The organism is Streptomyces sp. NPDC024017, assembly GCF_040638895.1.
GTDB lineage: Bacteria > Actinomycetota > Actinomycetes > Streptomycetales > Streptomycetaceae > Streptomyces.
Window position 1 is genome coordinate 741,921 of sequence record NZ_JBEZYZ010000002.1, and the last position, 18,541, is coordinate 760,461.

An 18,541-nucleotide genomic window follows, 5' to 3' on the forward strand; every position below is an offset into this window, starting at 1 on the left:
CCCGACGGTGCAGGCCCTAGGAGCCGCCGGCTCCCCGGTGGGCCTGGGTCACCAGGTCCGTGGCGACCTCGAGGACGGCTCTGTTCTTCTCCTCGGGGTCGCCTTCCATGTCCTGGAGCAGGAACATCCCGGCGTGCAGTGTGAACAGCGCGCTGACGCAGCGGACCTGGTCGGTCATGTCCGCGTCGGGGTCGATGATGATGTCGCGCAGGCTGCGGATGCGCTCCTTGAAGGAGTCGCCGATGCGCAGCTCCCGTACCGTCGCCTGGTTCTCGTGCATGAAGCGGAACAGCGGGGCCGCCTGGGTGAGCGTGTCGGCGTAGCGGCGGATGATCTCCTGCTTGGTCGCGAGGGTGGACGGCTGCTGCCGGCCCCACTCGATCAAGTCCTCGATCGGCTGGGTGAGGTCCTCGAAGATGCTGACGAGGATCTCTTCCTTCGTCTTGAAGTGGTAGTAGAGCGCCGCTTTGGTGACCTCCAGGCGCTCGGCGATCTCGCGCAGGGAGGTCTTCTCGTAGCCGTGCTCCGCGAAGAGTTCGAGGGCCACATCCTGGATGCGCCGGCGGGTGTTCCCGCGGCGCCGCTGCCTGGTGCCGTCCATGGTGCCGCCCATCCTCCTACGCCCCCCGCTTTCCATAAAACTTACTTGACGCCCGGCTAGTTCCGCCGCTAGCTTCCGAGTGTAGTCACTAGCCGGTCGGCAAGTAAGTAGCGGTTGCCGGGGGGAATGGGAAGCGATGACGGACACGACGGACACACCGGCGGCCGACGCCGGGGGGAAACAGCCGAAGAGCGTGCGGGTCGTGCTGCTCGCTCTGATGATCGCGATGATGCTCGCGATGCTCGACAACATGATCATCGGCACGGCGATGCCGACGATCGTCGGTGAGCTGGGCGGGCTCGAACACCTCTCCTGGGTCGTCACCGCCTACACGCTCGCGACCGCGGCCTCCACCCCTCTGTGGGGCAAGCTCGGCGACATGTACGGCCGCAAGGGCACGTTCCTGTCGTCCATCGTGCTCTTCCTCATCGGCTCCGCGCTCAGCGGCATGGCCCAGAACATGGGCGAGCTGATCGGCTTCCGTGCCGTGCAGGGCCTCGGTGCCGGCGGTCTGATGGTCGGCGTCATGGCGATCATCGGTGACCTGATCCCGCCCCGGGAGCGCGGCAAGTACCAGGGCATGATGGCCGGTGTCATGGCGCTGGCGATGATCGGCGGTCCGCTGGTCGGCGGCACGATCACCGACAACTGGGGCTGGCGCTGGGCGTTCTACATCAACCTTCCCCTCGGCGCGGTCGCGCTGGTCGCCGTCAGTGCCGTGCTGCACCTGCCGAAGAAGCGCTCCGAGGCGCGGATCGACTACCTGGGCGCCGCGCTGCTGACCGTCGGCATCACGGCGATCGTGCTCGTGACGACGTGGGGCGGCACGGAGTACGCCTGGAGCTCCGCGCGGATCATGGAGCTGATCGGCATCGGGGTCGCCGCGCTGGTCGGATTCGTGTTCTGGCAGACGAGGGCCGCCGAGCCGGTCGTACCGCTGCACATCTTCCGCAGTCTCAACTTCACGCTGATGTCGGTCATCGGCTTCATCACCGGCTTCGTGATGTTCGGCGCCACGCTCTTCCTGCCGCTGTACCAGCAGTCCGTGCAGGGTGCTTCCGCGACGAACTCGGGGCTGCTGCTCCTGCCGATGCTGGGTGCGATGCTCGTGACCTCGATGGTCGCCGGGCGGGTGACCACGAACTCCGGCAAGTACAAGGTCTTCCCGATCGTCGGCAGCGCGCTGATGATCGTCGGGCTGTACCTGCTGTCCACGATGGACACCGGGACCTCCCGTCTGACGTCCGGGATCTTCATGGCCGTGGTCGGGCTGGGCATGGGCTGCCTGATGCAGATCACCATGCTGGTCGCGCAGAACAGTGTGGAGATGAAGGACATGGGCGTCGCGTCCTCGTCCAGCACGCTGTTCCGTACCCTCGGATCCTCGTTCGGCGTCGCGATCATGGGCGCGCTGTTCAACAACCGCGTCCAGGACGTCATGACCGAGCGGGCCGGGGCGCTGGGCTCCAAGGTGACCGAGCAGTCGGCGCAGCTCGACGCGAAGAGCCTGGAGAAGTTGCCGGTGCTGGCCCGGGAGGCGTACCAGCACGCGGTCTCCGCCGGCACGCACTCGGCGTTCCTGCTCGGCGCCGTGGTGGCGGTGATCGCACTCGCGGCGGCCGTGTTCGTGAAGGAGGTGCCGCTGAAGGGAGCGGGACCGAGTACGTCGGACGACGACAAGACGGCCGGCCCGACGGCGCAGACGCCGGTGGTCGAGGCGGTCTGACCGGCTCTTGACGAAGACCCGGGCGGTTTCCGCCCGGGGTTTCGCCTTGCCTGGACAGCGACTCGGCCGGGGCTGTTCGCGCCGGCTGGGAGGCCCGCCCGGGCTGGGTGCTGCCCGGTGTACGCCCGCAGGGGGATTCGCGCCGGCCGAGCCTTCGAGCTGCGCGGGCGCGTGTCCACCCGGGCTTTCGCGCTGCGCGGGCGCGCGTCCATCCGGGCTTTCGTGCTGCGCGGGCGCGTGTCCACCCGGGCTTTCGTGCTGCGCGGGCTGCGGCTCGCCCGGAGCTTCGCCGCGTACGGGCAGTCGCTCGACCTGGATGCCGCCTTCCCCGGTGGCCACCCGGCCGGACCTTCGCCCTGGCCGGATCTTGCGCGCCGGCCGGGTGGACATCGCCTGCGGCCCACGCCTGTCCGGGCAGCCGAAACCCCCGGGGCCTTCGCCCTTGCCCGGGTGGAGACTCGCCCCGGGCTTTCGCCCTGCGCTGTCGGTCGCCAGCCCGGGTAGAGGTCCGCCCTGGCCGTTCCGGACGTCCGCCCGGGCTCCCGCCCTGGCCGTTCCGGACGTCCGCCCGGGCCCCCGCACGCTCGTGCGCGAGAGACGGGGAGTTGTCAGACCCCCGTGTCACCATCGGGCGTATGGACAAGGGGCGGCAGGTTCGGCTGGCCAAGGACGCGATGGATCGGGACTGGGCCGATCCCGGGCTCGACCTGGACACCGTGGCCGCGCACGCCGGGTACTCGCGCTATCACTTCATCCGCGCCTTCAAGGAGGCGTACGGCGAGACCCCCGGCCAGTACCTCACGCACCGCCGCATCGAACGCGCCGAGGACCTGCTGCGCACGGCGAACCTGTCGGTGACGGAGATCTGCCACCTGGTCGGCTTCAGCAGCGTCGGCACGTTCTCGGCGCGGTTCAAGGCGTGGACAGGCCTGACGCCGAGCGAGTACCGGACCAAGCACGTGGGCCGCGGAGCCGCCCTCATACCGGGCTGCTACGCCATGCTCTGGGCCGGCGGCTTCCGCTCCGGGCCCGGCGCGGGCAAGCAGCGCAATTCCGGAGAAGCGGGCTGACACCCCCGCTGCCTACCGTGGCAGGGCAGGCACAACCGGCCGCAGAGTCAGAGCAGGAGCACGCCATGATCAAGGGTCTCGCCATCTCGACCGTCTGGGTCCTCGACCAGGACCGGGCCAAGAAGTTCTACACGGAGAAACTGGGCCTGGAGGTCCGTACGGACATGACCATGGGCGAGGGCGGCATGCGCTGGCTCACGGTCGGCTCGCCGAACCAGCCCGACGTCGAGCTGACGCTGATGGTGCCCGGCGGGCCCGCCATGGACCCCGAGTCCGCCGAGATGCTCCGCAAGCTGGTGACGAAGGGCGCGCTCGGCGCCGGCGTGCTGACCACCGACGACATCCACGGCGACTACAAGAAGCTCAAGGACCGGGGCGTGGAGTTCCTCCAGGAGCCGCAGGAGCGCCCGTACGGCACGGAGGCGCTGTTCCGCGACGACTCCGGCAACTGGTTCTCCTTCACCCAGCCCCGCGAGGGCGGCCTCGACATGGACCAGGACTGGTCCTGTTGATCCGCGGCCCCCGGCCCTACGTCCCCGACCCCGGCAGCATCGGGTAGCTCCCCGTGTTCGTCGGCGCGTGCTCCGGCAGCCACAGCACGGCGACCGCGCCCTCGGCCGGCAGATGCTCAGGTGTCCCGGGGGTGCGGACGTTACGGAAGGTCAGCCGGGCACCCAGCACCCGGGCCTGCCCGGCCGCGATGGTCAGGCCCAGGCCGTGGCCGTGCCCGGCCCGGTCCTTGCTGCCGGTGCGGAAGCGGCTCGGCCCCTCGGCCAGCAGGTCCTCGGGGAAGCCCGGGCCGTGGTCGCGCACCCGGATGACCCGGCCCTCGACGCTGACCTCGATGGGCGGCTTGCCGTGCCGGGCCGCGTTGGCCAGGAGGTTGAACAGCACACGCTCCAGACGGCGCGGGTCGGTGGTGACCGCCGACTCGTGCACGATGCGCACCTCGATGGCCGGATCCTTCGCCGCGACCCGCCGGGCGACGAACTCGCCCAGCATGATGTCCTGCAGCTCCGCCCGCTCGGAGGCCCCGTCGAGACGGGCCACCTCCAGCACGTCCTCGACCAGCGTGCGCATGGCCTTCGCCCGGTCCAGCACCAGCTCGGTCGGGCGACCGGGCGGCAGCAGCTCCGCCGCGGTGAGCAGTCCGGTCACGGGGGTGCGCAGCTCGTGCGCGATGTCGGCGGTGACCCGCCGCTCGGCCTCGATCCGCTGCCGCAGTGTGTCGGCCATGGCGTCCACCGCGCTCGCCAGGTCGTCGGTCTCGTCCCGCACGACCCCGCCCATGGCGTCCCGCACGCGTACGTCGGTCTCGCCGCCCGCGAGCTGGTTGGCCGCGATGGCCGCCTTGCGCAGCCGCCGCGAGAGATGGCCGCCGATGAGCACCCCGAGTGCGCTGCCGCCGAGGACGACCGCGATGGACCCGATGAGCAGGGCCTGGTCGAGGTCCTGAAGGATGTCCGAGCTGCGGTCGGTGAAGCCCGAGTGCAGCGACATCACCTGCCCGTTCTTCAGCGGCACGGCGGCCCATATGTCGGGCACGTCACCCGGCCGGTCCGCCACGTACGTCGCCCGCTGGCCCGCTTCGACCCGGTCCCGCAGCGCATGCGGCAGGTTCGGATCGTTGATCTTGGTGTTGGGGAAGTTCATCCGCCCGGACAGCTCGAAGTTGCGCTGGGCGATCATGATCCGCTCGTCGGCGAGGTCACGCGCGTTGTCCAGCATCGAGACCCGGGCGGCGTTGTGCACGACAAGGCTCAGCGCGATCGCCACCAGTGCGCCCACCAGTGCGATGGCCGCGCTCAGCTTCCATCTGAGGCCCGTGCGGATGCCCGCACGCTCCAAGCCCGCGGCGACCAGGCGCCGGAAGTGCCCCCTCATACCCCTGCCCCTGCTCAGGCCTTCAACTTGTAGCCGAAGCCACGGACCGTCTCGATGCGGTCCTGGCCGATCTTCTGGCGCAGCCGCTGCACATGCACGTCGACGACGCGGGTGTCCCCGCCCCAGCCGTAGTCCCACACCCGCTCCAGCAGCTTGTCGCGGGAGAGCACCGTGCCCGGCGCGGAGGAGAACTCCAGCAGCAGCCGCATCTCGGTCGGCGTCAGCGCCACCGGCTGCCCGGCGCGCCGGACCTCCATGCCCTCGGTGTCGACCTCCAGGTCCCCGAAGGCCAGCATCCCGCCGCTCGCCGGGGCGGCCGGCTCCTCGCCCCGGCCGCCGCCCGCGTGCCCGAAGCGGCGCAGCACCGCGCGGATCCGGGCGACCAGGACGGCACCGTCGAACGGCTTGGTCACATAGTCGTCGGCGCCCGCCTCCAGGCCCAGCACGACGTCGATGGAGTCGGCCCGCGCCGACAGCATGATCACCGGCACGGTCGACTCGTCGCGGATACGGCGGCACAGGCTGACACCGTCGAGACCGGGAACCATGACGTCCAGCAGCGCGATGTCGGGGCGGTCCGCCCGGAACGCCTCCAGGCCCGACAGCCCGTCGGGCATGGCGGTGACCACGAAGCCGTCCCGTTCCAGGGCGAGCTGCGTGGCCTCGCGGATGACGTCGTCGTCCTCGACGAACAGGACGTGGGTCTGGTCTGCCATCCCGGTGCTCTCAGTCCTCTGTGGTCCGTGGGGGTGCGTTCTACTGCTGGGACGCACGATCCCTGCGATGCGTTCACCGAGGGATCGGTCCGAGCGCCCCGATCGGTTCGCGCGGCCCGATCGGTTCACGCGCCCCGATCATTTCGCGTGGCCCTCCGCTCGCGTCAGCTCGCGGGCTTCGGCGTCGCGGTGTCGCCGACGACCTTCCCGTAGTCGTTGTGCGTGCGGTACTTCTCAGCGAAGTGGCCGGAGGTCCATCTGTACGTGATCACGTTCTCCCCGGAGGGACTCGACACCGGATCGCCCCGGTCGTACACCTGCTTGGTCACCACCAGGTCACCGCGGTCGATCTCCGCGTAGACCGGCGGCTCCTCGGCCTTGAACACATTCTCGTACGAGCCGCCCTGCTCGCGGTACACGTAACTGCCGACGCCCACCGCGTCACCGCAGGTCAGCACGTTGACCACGACGTCGTCCGCCGAGCCTCCGGTCAGATTGCCGTAGGAGACGTCGACCGGGTACTCGTCGGCCGCGCACGGCTTCAGATCGCGCTTCACCTCGGGTGCGACCTTCGGGTCGTCCTTGACGAGCTTGACCGCGTCGACGGTGTCGGGCGACATCGACGGCTCGGCGGACGGGGTCGCGGCGGCGGCGCCCGCCACCGAGTCGGCGTGCGCCGGGCCCTCGTCACGGGCGCCGGTCCCGCCGGCACCGCACCCGGACACCAAAAGGGCGAGGGCGGTGGGCACGGCCAGTGCCGCGCTCACCGCCTGGATACTGCCCCGGGTCCGTGCAGAACCCTCGCCGGTCAGGCCGCGCACCGCTCCCGCTCCTCACGCTCCAGCGCGCGTGCGTCCAGATCGCGGGACTCCAGCTCCTCGCGGAGCCGGGCGAGCGCCCGGTGCAGCGTGCTCTTGACCGTTCCGGCCGACATGCCGAGGGCGGCGGCCGTCTCCTCCGTGGACATCTGCTCCCAGTGTCGCAGCACCACGACACTGCGCTGCTTCGGGGCGAGCACCTTCAGGATGTCCATCAGCAGGGCGCGGTCCGCGTGCTGCTCGGTGGCGTCGTCGACCGAGGCGTCCGGGAGCTGCTCGGTCGGGACCTCCTCCAGCTTCCGTGCCCGCCACCACTCCGTGCGGGTGTTGATCATCACCCGGCGCAGGTAGGCGTCGGCCAGCCGCTTGTCCTCGATGGTCTCCCACCGGCCGTACGTCCGTACCAGCGCCGTCTGCAGCAGGTCCTGCGCATCCGTCGGGTCCGGGACCAGGCGGCGGGCACTGCGCAGCAGCGCGTCCTGCCGGGTGCGGACGTACTCCTCGAACTCGAGCACCTCGCCCTGCGCCATGGTGAACCGCCTCCCGTTTCCCCGTTCGGGTCGGCTGTCCGCCGCCCGTGCACTGCCTGTGGTCTTCAACGTCCCGTGTCTTCCGGGAACGCATCTGAAGGTACGGAGGCGTTGTCACGGCGCTGTCCGAAGCAGCCTGCGGCCAGCGCTCGGCTGTCCGTCGGTTGTGTAACGGAAGCCCGAACAGGAGAGGGTGGTGGGGGTGTTGAGGCTGGTTAGGGGTGATTTGTCCACCCCGAGCACTGTTACGGGAGGCGGCCCACGGCTGTGATCTGCATGTACGTCAGGTCAGTGGCAGCCGGTACGAACCGTCCGCCAGCGGCTCCACGAGACCATCGGCGACGAGACCGTCGAGGGCGCGGGCCCGCTGCACCGGCTCGTGCCACACCCGGTCCAGGGCGGCCTGCGGAACCGGACCGTGGGCTTCCCGCAGCACGGCGAGCAGCCGCCCGCGCACCTGCCGGTCGGTGCCCGCGTAGGTCTGGCCGCGGCGCGGTGGTCCGTCGTGCTCCGGCTTGCCCGCCAGCCGCCACGCGCACTGCGCGGCGATCGGGCAGCGGTGGCACGACTCGCTCTTCGCCGTGCACACGAGCGCGCCCAGCTCCATGGAGGCGGCGGCCCAGCGGGCGGCGGTCGGCTCGTCCTCGGGCAGCAGCGCGCGGGCCAGCTTGCGTTCGGCGGCGGTGGTGGCGTTCGGCGGGTACTGCACTCCGGTGACCGCGCGGGCGAACACCCGGCGCACGTTGGTGTCCAGCACCGGGTGCCGCTGCCCGTAGGCGAAGGAGGCGACGGCAGCGGCCGTGTACTCACCGATGCCGGGCAGCGCCAGCAACTGGGCGTGGTCGGCCGGTACGTCACCGCCGTGCCGTTCCGTTATGGCGACGGCGGCGCCGTGCAGCCGCAGCGCGCGACGCGGGTAGCCGAGCCGGCCCCAGGCGCGGACGGCCTCGCCGGGCGCCTCCTTGGCCAGGTCGGCGGGGCGCGGCCAGCGCTCCAGCCACTGCTCGTAGACGGGCAGGACGCGGCTCACCGGCGTCTGCTGGAGCATGAACTCACTGACCATCACCCCCCATGCCCCGGCCTCGGGGCGCCGCCACGGCAGGTCACGGGCGTGTTCGCCGAACCAGTCGATGACGGGGGAGTGCAGATTCTCTCCGCGGGGCGGGCCGGAGGGGGTGTCGGCGGGGGTGGGGCGCGGGGGCTTCGTGGGAGCAGTCATGGCCTATCGATGGTGCCACGCCGGACCGGGGGCGCCGGGTACGTGCGGCCGGGACGTGGTGCGCGTTGCCGGGCGCCGCGCCCCCGGACCCCGCTTCGCCCGCGCGGCCTCGTCCTCGATCGCCGCACGGGCCGAGTCGTGCGCACCCGCGCCGATCGGCCCACCCCTGACGATCGACAGCAGTGCCGCCCTGCCCGGCGCTTGTAGCGTCGGGCCGCATGGAACGTCCCTGCCCGGCCTCTCTCGCCCGGGGCGCCCTGCTCGGGGCGGCCCTCGCCCTTCCCGCGCTCACGGCGGACCGGATCGGGCTGAACGAGCCGCGGCCGGTCTGGCAGCAGGCGGCCGGCGTGGTGGTGCTGGGCGTGGCGGCCGCCGTCTCCCGGCGGCTGCCCCTGGTCGCCTTCGGGCTGGCGGCCGCCCTGAGTCTCGCCGCCGCCCCGGCCCTCTTCAGCGTCTCCTACGGCCCCTCCCTCGGCGTGTTCGCGCTGCTGCTCGGGTTGCGGGCGGGCCGGGCGCGTCCCGCGGTGCTCTGCTTCGCGGCCGCCGGCTGCGCGGGCACTGCCCGCATCGCGCTGGCCGGGGTGGATCCGGCCCCCGAGTGGTTCGTCATGACGGGCACGCTGCTCTTCGGCTGTGTCTTCCCCTGGCTCGGCGGGCGCTACTGGCGGCAGAGCCGCGAGCTGGCCGAGGCGGGGTGGCTGCGCGCCGCCCGGCTGGAGGACGAGGCCCGCTTCGCCGAGGAACGCGCCCGGCTGCGCGAACGGGCCCGGATCGCCCAGGACATGCACGACTCCCTCGGCCACGAGCTGAGCCTCATCGCGCTGCGCGCGGGCGCCCTCCAGGTGGCCCCCGGCCTGGGCGACGAACACCGGGCCGCGGCGGGCGACCTGCGCGCGGCCGCCGCCGATGCCACCGACCGGCTGCACCGCATCATCGGCGTCCTGCGCGAGGACGACGACGAGCCGGTGCCGCTCGCACCGGCGGGCGAGACCCTGGAGCAACTCGTGGCCCGCGCCGCGGAGTCGGGCCTCTCCGTGCGCTGGGAGTCCACCGGGCAGGGCGCCGCCGCCGAGCGCGGCGGGGTCGCAGAGCGGCTGCTGCACCGCGTGGTCCGCGAGGCGCTGACCAACGCGGCACGGCACGCACCGGGCGCCCCCGTGGTCGTGACCGTGACGGGACGGGCCGCGGGGACCTCCGTCACCGTCACCAACGGCCGTGCCACCGATGACGGTTCCCGGACCGCCGGAGGCGGTACGGGCCTGCTCGGGCTGCGCGCCGCGGTCACCTCGGTCGGCGGCGCGTTCGAGGCGGGCCCGCACGCGGAGGGCTTCCGGGTCCGGGCGTACGTCCCCGAGGAGCGGCCCGCCCCCGGGCCGGCGCGCCCGGCCCGGGCGCCGCTCACCCGTGCCCGCCGCCGCGTCGCCGTCGGCCTCGGCACCGCGGCCGGCGCGGGCGCCGTGCTCGTCGGCGCCGCCTTCGGCTGGTACGTCTACGCGGAGAAGCACTCGGTGCTCGACCCCGCCGCGTACACGAAACTCCGTCTGGGCACGCCCGCCGCCGAGGTCGAGCGCGTGCTGCCCGAGCGCGACGTGAACGACCCGCCCGACGAGCGGGCGCCGACCCCGGCACCGGAGGGCGCCGACTGCCGTTACTACCGGGCGAGTGGCGAACTCTTCGTCTCCGTCGACCACTTCAGACTGTGCTTCGGCGCGGGACGGCTGGTCGCCAAGGACGTCGTCCCGCGGGTCGGCCTGTCCGGCGAAAGCCGGGAGGAGTACGAGGAGTTCGCACGGTGAGCACAGCAGAGACGAGCAGGGCGCCCATCCGCGTGCTGCTGGCCGACGACGAGGCGATGGTCCGAGCCGGGGTGCGCGCCATCCTCGGCAGCAGCGGCGAGACGGAGGTCGTCGCCGAGGCGGGCGACGGCCGCGAGGCGGTCGAGCTCGCCCGCGCCCACCGCCCGGACGTGGCCCTGCTCGACATCCGCATGCCGCGCCTGGACGGCCTCACGGCGGCCGAGGAGATCGTCCGCACCGTGCCCGGCACGGCCGTCGCGATGCTCACCACCTTCTCCGAGGGCGCCTATGTGACCCGTGCCCTGGGCGGCGGTGCCACCGGCTTCCTGCTGAAGTCCGGGGACCCGTACGAACTCATCGCGGGCGTACGGGCGGTGGCCGCCGGGGCCGCGTTCCTGTCGCCGAAGGTGGCCCGTTACGTCATCGACGAGGGCGTCGGCGGGGGCCGCCTCACCCGGGAGGCACGGGCTCGCGCCCGCGTGGCCGTCCTGAGCCCCCGCGAACGCGAGGTGCTCGGCCTGGTCGGAGCGGGTCTGTCCAATCCGGAGATCGCAGCCCGGCTGCATCTCGTCGAGGGCACGGTGAAGGCGTACGTCAGCGCGGTCCTGGACCGCCTCGGCGTACGCAACCGGGTGCAGGCGGCGATCGTGGCGTACGAGGCGGGGCTGGTGGCGCCGTAGCGGAGCGGGCGGGGCTGGAGGCGAAACGCTCGTGGCGGACGGGGCGGCTCGGTGGGCGGGAGCGCGTGCCGTCCGGCGAGGCGCGTGCCGTCCGGCGAGGCGCGTGCGCCCCGGTCCGGCGGCGCACCACGCGTCTTGGCGCATCGGCGCACGGCGCACCCCGCTTCAGCGCCGCGCGTGCGGGTGCGCCCGGCCGCCCCCGCGTATCGCATCCGGCGGTATGACCGCCGGGCGGCCCGGCCCGGCCACCCATCGCACGGCCGGTGCCGACGCGGTGCGCATCGCCCCGGCCAGCCGCGTCATCGGACCCGTGCCCAGCCGTACGGCGAGGAGCGCGACGAGCGTGCCCAGCGCCAACCCCGCGACGACATCGTGCGGATAGTGCACGCCGACGAAGACCCGGGAGAACGCCATGAGCAGGGCGAGGGGAGCCGTCAGCCACAGCAGCGTGCGCCGGAGAACGGCCAGCGTGACCGCCGAGGCGCCCGCGATCGTGGCGTGGTTGGACGGGAAGGACCAGTCGCCGTGCGGCGGGCACTCGGCCAGGGACACGGCAGCCCCGGCGACCGCACGGCACGGACGCTCTTCCGCGACAGCGGACTTGAGCGCTTCGCTGCACAGGTACGCCACAGCCGTGGCCAGAGGTGCAAGGGCCGCGATCGCGAACGCGTGGGCGTCGTCGCGGCGGGTGCGCCACCAGGCGGCGGCGAACAGCGCGACGAACACGAGCAGTCCGGCCTCCGTCCATGTCCCGGCCCCCTGCTGTACCCACATCGGGGTGTCATGGGCGAAGTCGGTGATCTCGCGGTAGAGCCCGCTGTCCTCGAAGTCCATGGTCACGCACGGTAGGCGGCGAGCCCATACCGTCACACCCAGCGATCGTCGCGTGCCGTACCTGACGAAAGACAGGGGCGGGTCGGGGATTTCCGGGATGATGATCCGGAAAAGTTGTGGCCCGGAGCGGCGGGTGGGACCGGCGAACGCGTCGATCTCTCGTAAGGTTTGCGCCGTGGGATCTCTGCGCAATCCGGTCGGGCCGCTTCCCTCCTCCATCTACTGGCGTCGGAGGGTCGTACTGGTGTCTGTGGTCGCCCTGTTGGCGCTGCTGACCACCTGGATCGTGACCATGGGCGGCGGAGGCGGCAAGGACGGCGACAACGGCGCCAACGGCAAGAATCCCGCGCCCTCCATCACGCCCGGCCCGTCGAGTTCCGGCCCGGCCATCAGCCAAGCCCCCGGCGGACGCGACGAGTCGGGCGGCGAGGGCTCCGGAGGCTCGGGAGACGGCTCCGGGAACGGCTCGGGAGCCGGATCCGGGGACGGTTCCGGCTCGGGCTCCGGCGACGGTGCCGGTGACGGCTCAGGGTCCGGCGGCTCCGAGGGGGCCGGCGGCGCCGGTGGCTCGGGAAGCGGTACGACCGCGGGCGGCGTCGGCGCGGGCGACACCCTGCCGGCCGGTTCCACCCTGCCCAACTGCACCGCGAGCGCGGTCAAGTTCAGCCTGCGCAGCCGGCACAACACCTACGACCCCGAGCAGACGCCGACGTTCCTGCTGACCGCGCGGAACGTCTCCGGCAGCGACTGCAAGATCGATCTCGGGCCGAAGAGCGCGGTGTTCACGATCGCCCCGGCGAGCAGCGACGACGACTACTGGTCCTCGAAGGACTGCCCCAGGGCCGCCGCGCACCAGCTGTACCGGGTCGCCGCCGGCAGCGACATCACCTACACGGTGAAGTGGGACCGCAAGCCGAGCGCCCCCGAGTGCGCCACGCCCCCGGCGGGTTCGGCCGGGGCGGGCACGTACCTGGTGGAAGCCAAGGCTCCGGGCTTTGCGAAGGCGCAGACGTCGTTCGTGCTCTCGGCCGACTAGGCCGGAGACGCCCGCAGACGGAACCGGGCCGACCAGGCCCGCGAACGCCCGAAGACGGAACCGGGCCGACCAGGGCCCGCAAACGGCCAAGGGCGATACCGGGCCGACCAGGCCCGCAAACGGCCAAGGGCGGTACCGGGCCGACCAGCGCCGCGAACGCCCGAGGGCGGTACCCCTTGCCGGGTACCGCCCTCAGCCGTTCCAGCCGGGTGTCTCGCGCGTCAGACGTACCGCTCCAGGATCGACGACTCCGCGAGCCGCGACAGCCCCTCGCGGACGCTGCGCGCCCGGGCCTCGCCCACGCCGTCGACCGTCTGCAGGTCGTCGACGCTCGCGGCGAGCAGCTTCTGCAGCCCGCCGAAGTGCTCGACCAGGCGGTCGATGATCGCGCCGGGGAGCCGGGGCACCTTCGCCAGGAGACGGAAGCCGCGCGGGGACACCGCCGAGTCCAGCGTCTCGGGCGCGCCGGTGTAGCCCAACGCCCGTGCCACCGTGGACATTTCGAGCAGCTCGGCGTGGGTGAGGGCGTCGAGTTCGGCGAGGGCCTGGTCGACCGTGCGGGAGCGCTTGGCCGTGGGCTCGGGGACGTAGTCCCGCACGACCAGCTCGCGCTCGGGTTCCACGCCCGCGATCAGCTCGTCCAGCTGGAGGGCCAGGAGACGGCCGTCCGTGCCGAGCTCCACCACGTACTCGGCGATCTCCGTGGCGATGCGGCGCACCATCTCCAGGCGCTGGGCGACCGCCGAGACGTCCCGGACGGTCACCAGGTCCTCGATCTCGAGCGCCGACAGCGTGCCCGCGACCTCGTCGAGGCGCAGCTTGTAGCGCTCCAGGGTGGCGAGCGCCTGGTTGGCGCGGGACAGGATCGCCGCTGAGTCCTCCAGGACGCGGCGCTGGCCGTCGACGTACAGGGCGATCAGCCGCATCGACTGGGACACCGAGACCACCGGGAAGCCGACCTGCTTGCTGACGCGGTCCGCGGTGCGGTGCCGGGTGCCGGTCTCCTCCGTCGGGATCGTCGGGTCCGGGACCAGCTGCACGCCCGCGCGCAGGATCTTCGACAGGTCCGAGGACAGCACGATGCCGCCGTCCAGCTTGCACAGCTCGCGCAGACGCGTCGCGGTGAACTCGACGTCCAGCACGAAACCGCCGCTGCACAGCGCCTCGACCGTCTTGTCGGAGCCCAGCACGATGAGACCGCCGGTGTTGCCGCGGAGCACGCGCTCCAGGCCGTCACGCAAGGCGGTGCCGGGTGCCACGGCGCTCAGAGAGGCGCGCATCAGGCCATCGGTACCGGCACTCCCACCGGACTTTCCGGGAGCTGATGCCCGGTCGTTGGCTGCCACTGCACTCCTCCGGTCGCAGGTTCTGGGCGCCCCCGTGTCGCGCGCTCGGTTCGCACGGACGGGCGAGACCAGGGCAAAGTCTACCGGCGACCCTCCTCGTCCTGTGGGGCCTCTCTGCGACGGGACCGGGGAAGGACCCGCAGGGCGTCCCCTATGTCCGCGACTTCCAGGACCTTCATGCCCGAGGGGATCTTGCCGGGGTCGCCCGGTACGAGCGCGTGCGTGAAGCCCAGACGGTGGGCTTCGGCCAGCCTGCGCTGCACGCCGGTGACCCGACGCACCTCGCCGGCGAGGCCCACTTCGCCGATCGCGACGAGGTTCTTCGGGAGAGGTGTGTCACTCGCCGCGCTCGCCAGGGCGAGGGCGACGGCCAGGTCCGCGGCGGGCTCGGTGAGCCTCACGCCGCCGACCGTCGCGGAGTAGATGTCCCTTTTGCCCAAGGCGCTGATCCGCCCGCGCTGTTCCAGCACCGCGAGCATCATCGAGACGCGGGAGGTCTCCAGGCCCGAGGTGGTGCGGCGCGGGGAGGGGATCTGCGAGTCGACCGTGAGCGCCTGGACCTCGGCGACCAGCGGGCGGCGGCCTTCGAGCGTGACGGTCAGGCAGGTGCCCGGGACCGGTTCGGCCCGGCGGGTCAGGAAGAGTCCGCTCGGGTCGGCGAGGCCCGTGATGCCCTCGTCGTGCAGCTCGAAGCAGCCGACCTCGTCGGTGGTGCCGTAGCGGTTCTTGACGCCCCGCACGAGCCGCAGGCGGGCGTGCCGGTCGCCCTCGAAGCTCAGGACGACGTCCACGAGGTGCTCCAGCAGGCGCGGGCCCGCGATGGCACCGTCCTTGGTGACGTGGCCCACCAGCAGGGTGGCCATGCCGCGCTCCTTGGAGGCCCGGATGAGGGCCCCCGCGACCTCCCGCACCTGGGCCATGCCGCCGGGCGCGCCGTCGATCTCGGGGGAGGCCACCGTCTGCACCGAGTCCATGATCAGCAGCGACGGCTTCACCGCGTCCAAGTGGCCCAGCACCGCGGCCAGATCCGTCTCGGCCGCCAGGTACAGGTGGTCGTCGATGGCGCCGATGCGGTCGGCGCGCAGCCGGACCTGGCTGGCCGACTCCTCGCCCGTGACGTACAGCGTGCGGTGCTCGTCGCTGGCGGACTTGGCCGCCACGTCGAGCAGGAGCGTCGACTTGCCGACGCCCGGTTCGCCCGCGACCAGCACCACCGCGCCGGGGACCAGCCCGCCGCCGAGCACGCGGTCCAGCTCGGGAACGCCGGTGGGGCGGGCGGTGGCCTGGCGGCCGTCCACCTGGCCGATGGGCAGGGCGGAGGTGGTGACCCGGCCCGGTGTCGTCGTACGCACCGCGGGCGCGCCGTACTCCTCGACCGTCCCCCAGGCCTGGCACTCGGGGCAGCGGCCGAGCCACTTCGCCGTCTGCCAGCCGCACTCCGTGCAGCGGTAGGACGGACGGTCCTTGGTGGTCTTCGTACGGGCAGCCATGGACGAAACCGTAGCCGCAGGCACTGACATCGCCGGGACCGCCCGACCGCGGCCACCTGCGCGCCAGGGCCCCGCCACCCCGCGCCAGCCGCGGAGCCACCGGTTCATGTCCCCGATTGAGGGATCGTTTCACCCGTACGGATTAAATGTGCTCAAGCCGCCTGAAGGTGCCACTCTCGGCCCCCTACGGTCGCCGAATGATGAGCAGTACTCCGGAGATCTCGACCCGCTCGACCCGCACGGCCGGCGCACATCGGGCGCACCGGGAAGCGCGCGACCGTGGGGCGGCGCGCACGCTGGCGCAGCGGCCGCCCGCGCGCTACGAGCCGTACCTGGACGGCCTGTTCACCTACTGCCTGTCCGTGCTGTGCGACCACGAGGCCGCGACCGCCGCCCTGGGCGAGGTCCTCGCACTCGCCGAACGCCGCGGCCGGCACGTCCCCGAGGCCCCCGCGGACCGCAGGGCCTGGCTGTACGCGCTGGCCCGCTGGGCGTGCCTGCGCAAGCTGGCCGAGGCCAAGCAGAAACGTCTGAGCAGCCATGCCGCGGGCCGCACCGATCGGCAGCGCGCCGACCGTCCGGCCGCCCCGGCCCTCTCCGAGGAGGTCCAGGAGCGGCGCCGTCGCGAACTGGCCCTGCTGGCCTGGCCGGAGGCCGCCGGCACCACCCCGGAGCAGCGGGAGGCGCTCGAACTGGCCGTGCGCCACCACCTGGCCGCCCAGGAGGTCGCCGCCGTCCTCGGCATGGACCTGGCCGCCACCCGCGATCTGCTCGCCTCCGCCGCCTGCGAGGTGGAACGCACGCGTGCGGCCCTCGCCGTGGTCGAGACCGGGGCGTGTCCGAGCGTCGCGCACCTCGCCGGCGACGACCGGCTCGTGCTCGGCACGGCCCTGCGCCGCGAACTCGTCCGGCACGTCGACGACTGCCCGCGCTGCCGCCGCACCGCCGAGCGCGCCATCCCCGGCCGCTGGCCCGGCACCAGCGTCACGCCGGCCGAACTGCCCGTCCTGCCGGCGCCCCGCGCGGCCCTGCACGTCGCCATGTCCCACCACCCGCGCGCGCGGAACGCCGCGCCCCGCTTCGACCGGCGCGGCTTCCCGATGGACCCCAAGGACCATGCCGCCCGAAGAGACCGCTTCCGCGCCCGTGCCGTCACCACGACCGTCGTCGCCACCGTCGTGGCCGCTCCCGTGCTGGCCCTGTGGGCCGCCTACCGGGGCACCCCGATCGGCGAGGGCCACGACGGCCGCTCGGCCTCCGCGCGCGAGGCGGACGACCCGTTCGGCCTGGACGGCGAGATGGCGGGCGGCGGCTACGAGAACACGGGCAACGCGAGCACGCGCCCCGGACCCCGCTTCGGCAAGGACGGCAAGGCCGACGTCTCCGTGGAGGTCATCGGCGTCGCCGGCGCCGGCCGCAAGAGCGCCCTGGAGGTCACGGCCGACAACAGCGGTGACACGACCCTCGTCACCCTGACCGCCACCGGCCCGGCCCCCGTCCGCTGGTCCGCGTCCACGGGCTCCCACTGGCTCTACCTCAGCCAGTCCTCGGGAACGCTCCGGCCCGGCGAGTCGTTGACGATCAAGGTGTACGTCGACCACCTGCGGGAGCCCGCCGGCCCCTGGCACGCGCAGGTGGCGGTCGCCCCGGTGGGCGCCGTCGTCCACATCGAGGGCTACGGCACCGCGCCCAGCCCCACCGGCCCCGGCCCCCGGCCCAGCGGTCCCGGCGAGCCGACCCCGACGCAGCCCGACCCGACGCCCACGACCTCCGCCCCGGACCCGGATCCGACACCGACCACCCCGCCGCCGTCGACCGACCCGGATCCCACGCCCACGCCGACGGACCCGGCCCCGACCGATCCGACGGGCTCGACGCCTCCGCCCTCGGACAGCGGCGACCCGAGCCCGGTCACGTCGTAGTCGGCTCCTCAGGCCACCGGATCCGCCGGATGCGGCGCCAGCAGCGGCAACTGCGAGGCCAGCCGCTCCTCGCACAGCTCGACCAGCCGGTCGTAGCCGGCCTTGCCCATCAGCTCGATCAGCTCCGGCCGGTAGGACACGTACACGGGATCGCCCGCGCCGTGCGCGGAGGTCGCCGACGTGCACCACCAGTGCAGGTCGTGGCCGCCCGGGCCCCAGCCCCGGCGGTCGTACTCACCGATCGACACCTGCAGGACGCGCGTGTCGTCGGGCCGGTCGATCCACTCGTACGTCCGCCGCACCGGAAGCTGCCAGCACACGTCCGGCTTGGTCTCCAGCGGCTCGCGGCCCTCCTTCAGGGCGAGGATGTGCAGCGAACAGCCCATGCCGCCCTTGAAGCCGGGGCGGTTCTGGAAGATGCACGAGCCCTGGAAGGGCCGCGTCTGCCGCTCGCCGTCCTCGTCCTCGGAGACCCAGCCGTCCCGCGTGCCCTCGGCATGGTGCTGCCAGATGTCCGGCGTGAGCCTGGCCACATGCCCGGCGACGCGCTTCTCGTCGTCCTCGTCGGAGAAGTGGGCACCCAACGTGCAGCACCCGTCGTCGGCGCGGCCCGCCTGGATGCCCTGGCAGCCGCTGCCGAAGATGCAGTTCCAGCGAGAGGTCAGCCATGTCAGATCGCAGCGGAACACCTGCTCGTCGTCCGCCGGATCAGGAAACTCCACCCACGCGCGAGCGAAGTCGAGGCCCTTCTCGTCGGGTTCCACGACGCCCGGTGATTTGTCGCGCTTCGCCTTTTTCGTCTTTGGCACGCCTCCAGGGTACGGGCCTCTTACCCCCACCGAGGACGGCGGACGCCCCGGCGGGCAGTAGCGT

General features: G+C 72.8%; 17 protein-coding genes. 7 read left to right on the forward strand and 10 right to left on the reverse strand.

The annotated features are described in order from the left end of the window. Positions 1-16: 16 nt before the first annotated feature. On the reverse strand, positions 17-613 hold the full coding sequence (locus AB0G20_RS08195; RefSeq protein ID WP_361297585.1) for a helix-turn-helix domain-containing protein: 597 nt from the start codon (positions 611-613) through the stop codon (positions 17-19). Positions 614-737: 124 nt separating this feature from the next. Here AB0G20_RS08195 and AB0G20_RS08200 point away from each other — a divergent pair, with 124 nt between their 5' ends. From AB0G20_RS08200 to AB0G20_RS08210, 3 genes are all read left to right on the forward strand, one after another. Next, positions 738-2,327 carry an MDR family MFS transporter gene (locus AB0G20_RS08200; protein WP_361297588.1) on the forward strand — a complete coding sequence of 530 codons (1,590 nt, stop codon included), beginning with the start codon at positions 738-740 and terminating at the stop codon, positions 2,325-2,327. Positions 2,328-2,962: 635 nt separating this feature from the next. Then, positions 2,963-3,397, forward strand: a complete 435-nt coding sequence (locus tag AB0G20_RS08205; RefSeq protein WP_361297591.1) for a helix-turn-helix transcriptional regulator — start codon at positions 2,963-2,965, stop codon at positions 3,395-3,397. A 65-nt stretch (positions 3,398-3,462) separates the two neighbouring features. After that, the gene (locus tag AB0G20_RS08210) at positions 3,463-3,909 is read left to right on the forward strand and encodes a VOC family protein (RefSeq protein WP_361297594.1); all 447 of its coding nucleotides are present in this window, start codon (positions 3,463-3,465) and stop codon (positions 3,907-3,909) included. A gap of 16 nt (positions 3,910-3,925) precedes the next feature. On the opposite strand, the gene cseC is transcribed toward AB0G20_RS08210, so the two are convergent. From cseC to AB0G20_RS08235, 5 genes are all read right to left on the reverse strand, one after another. Continuing rightward, a complete protein-coding gene (gene cseC, locus AB0G20_RS08215; protein ID WP_361297597.1) occupies positions 3,926-5,281 on the reverse strand; it encodes a two-component system sensor histidine kinase CseC in 1,356 nt (451 codons plus the stop codon). A 14-nt stretch (positions 5,282-5,295) separates the two neighbouring features. Further along, entirely contained in the window at positions 5,296-5,997 is a 702-nt protein-coding gene (cseB, locus tag AB0G20_RS08220; protein ID WP_248510204.1) for a two-component system response regulator CseB, read from the reverse strand. Between the two features lie 164 nt (positions 5,998-6,161). Next, positions 6,162-6,818, reverse strand: coding sequence for a hypothetical protein (locus AB0G20_RS08225; RefSeq protein WP_361297600.1), 657 nt, complete (start codon positions 6,816-6,818; stop codon positions 6,162-6,164). After that, the gene (locus tag AB0G20_RS08230; protein ID WP_030251439.1) at positions 6,806-7,345 is read right to left on the reverse strand and encodes a SigE family RNA polymerase sigma factor; all 540 of its coding nucleotides are present in this window, start codon (positions 7,343-7,345) and stop codon (positions 6,806-6,808) included. The genes AB0G20_RS08225 and AB0G20_RS08230 overlap by 13 nt, the downstream gene beginning before the upstream one ends. A gap of 283 nt (positions 7,346-7,628) precedes the next feature. After that, positions 7,629-8,564, reverse strand: coding sequence for an A/G-specific adenine glycosylase (locus tag AB0G20_RS08235; RefSeq protein ID WP_361297603.1), 936 nt, complete (start codon positions 8,562-8,564; stop codon positions 7,629-7,631). A gap of 218 nt (positions 8,565-8,782) precedes the next feature. Here AB0G20_RS08235 and AB0G20_RS08240 point away from each other — a divergent pair, with 218 nt between their 5' ends. Both AB0G20_RS08240 and AB0G20_RS08245 read left to right on the forward strand, forming a co-directional pair. Beyond that, on the forward strand, positions 8,783-10,360 hold the full coding sequence (locus AB0G20_RS08240; RefSeq protein WP_361297606.1) for a histidine kinase: 1,578 nt from the start codon (positions 8,783-8,785) through the stop codon (positions 10,358-10,360). A 56-nt stretch (positions 10,361-10,416) separates the two neighbouring features. Continuing rightward, the gene (locus AB0G20_RS08245; RefSeq protein ID WP_361297734.1) at positions 10,417-11,040 is read left to right on the forward strand and encodes a response regulator transcription factor; all 624 of its coding nucleotides are present in this window, start codon (positions 10,417-10,419) and stop codon (positions 11,038-11,040) included. Between the two features lie 165 nt (positions 11,041-11,205). On the opposite strand, the gene AB0G20_RS08250 is transcribed toward AB0G20_RS08245, so the two are convergent. Next, positions 11,206-11,874, reverse strand: coding sequence for a phosphatase PAP2 family protein (locus AB0G20_RS08250; RefSeq protein WP_361297609.1), 669 nt, complete (start codon positions 11,872-11,874; stop codon positions 11,206-11,208). A gap of 175 nt (positions 11,875-12,049) precedes the next feature. On the opposite strand from AB0G20_RS08250, the gene AB0G20_RS08255 reads away from it, so the two are divergent. After that, positions 12,050-12,910 (forward strand): hypothetical protein, encoded by an 861-nt coding sequence (locus AB0G20_RS08255; protein ID WP_361297612.1) that lies wholly within the window; start codon positions 12,050-12,052, stop codon positions 12,908-12,910. A gap of 221 nt (positions 12,911-13,131) precedes the next feature. Here the strand turns inward: AB0G20_RS08255 and disA are convergent, their stop codons facing one another. Together disA and radA are read right to left on the reverse strand one after the other, a co-directional pair. Further along, complete coding sequence (gene disA, locus AB0G20_RS08260; RefSeq protein ID WP_361297615.1) at positions 13,132-14,256, reverse strand: DNA integrity scanning diadenylate cyclase DisA; 1,125 nt, start codon at positions 14,254-14,256, stop codon at positions 13,132-13,134. 80 nt (positions 14,257-14,336) lie between these two features. Then, positions 14,337-15,746, reverse strand: a complete 1,410-nt coding sequence (gene radA, locus AB0G20_RS08265; RefSeq protein WP_361297618.1) for a DNA repair protein RadA — start codon at positions 15,744-15,746, stop codon at positions 14,337-14,339. A gap of 197 nt (positions 15,747-15,943) precedes the next feature. Between radA and AB0G20_RS08270 the strand changes: the two genes are divergently transcribed. Continuing rightward, a complete protein-coding gene (locus AB0G20_RS08270) occupies positions 15,944-17,668 on the forward strand; it encodes a hypothetical protein (protein WP_361297621.1) in 1,725 nt (574 codons plus the stop codon). Between the two features lie 8 nt (positions 17,669-17,676). Here the strand turns inward: AB0G20_RS08270 and AB0G20_RS08275 are convergent, their stop codons facing one another. Further along, complete coding sequence (locus AB0G20_RS08275) at positions 17,677-18,477, reverse strand: hypothetical protein (RefSeq protein WP_361297624.1); 801 nt, start codon at positions 18,475-18,477, stop codon at positions 17,677-17,679. Positions 18,478-18,541 lie beyond the last annotated feature (64 nt).

Excerpts from the sequence above, each read along its gene's own strand:
- cseC (WP_361297597.1), bottom strand. The coding sequence starts at position 5,281 with ATGAGGGGGCACTTCCGGCGCCTGGTCGCCGCGGGCTTGGAGCGTGCG.
- AB0G20_RS08250 (WP_361297609.1), bottom strand. The coding sequence starts at position 11,874 with ATGGACTTCGAGGACAGCGGGCTCTACCGCGAGATCACCGACTTCGCC.
- AB0G20_RS08235 (WP_361297603.1), bottom strand. The coding sequence starts at position 8,564 with ATGACTGCTCCCACGAAGCCCCCGCGCCCCACCCCCGCCGACACCCCC.
- AB0G20_RS08245 (WP_361297734.1), top strand. The coding sequence starts at position 10,417 with ATGGTCCGAGCCGGGGTGCGCGCCATCCTCGGCAGCAGCGGCGAGACG.
- AB0G20_RS08240 (WP_361297606.1), top strand. The coding sequence starts at position 8,783 with ATGGAACGTCCCTGCCCGGCCTCTCTCGCCCGGGGCGCCCTGCTCGGG.
- AB0G20_RS08200 (WP_361297588.1), top strand. The coding sequence starts at position 738 with ATGACGGACACGACGGACACACCGGCGGCCGACGCCGGGGGGAAACAG.
- AB0G20_RS08205 (WP_361297591.1), top strand. The coding sequence starts at position 2,963 with ATGGACAAGGGGCGGCAGGTTCGGCTGGCCAAGGACGCGATGGATCGG.
- cseB (WP_248510204.1), bottom strand. The coding sequence starts at position 5,997 with ATGGCAGACCAGACCCACGTCCTGTTCGTCGAGGACGACGACGTCATC.
- AB0G20_RS08230 (WP_030251439.1), bottom strand. The coding sequence starts at position 7,345 with ATGGCGCAGGGCGAGGTGCTCGAGTTCGAGGAGTACGTCCGCACCCGG.
- radA (WP_361297618.1), bottom strand. The coding sequence starts at position 15,746 with ATGGCTGCCCGTACGAAGACCACCAAGGACCGTCCGTCCTACCGCTGC.
- AB0G20_RS08210 (WP_361297594.1), top strand. The coding sequence starts at position 3,463 with ATGATCAAGGGTCTCGCCATCTCGACCGTCTGGGTCCTCGACCAGGAC.
- AB0G20_RS08270 (WP_361297621.1), top strand. The coding sequence starts at position 15,944 with ATGATGAGCAGTACTCCGGAGATCTCGACCCGCTCGACCCGCACGGCC.
- AB0G20_RS08195 (WP_361297585.1), bottom strand. The coding sequence starts at position 613 with ATGGGCGGCACCATGGACGGCACCAGGCAGCGGCGCCGCGGGAACACC.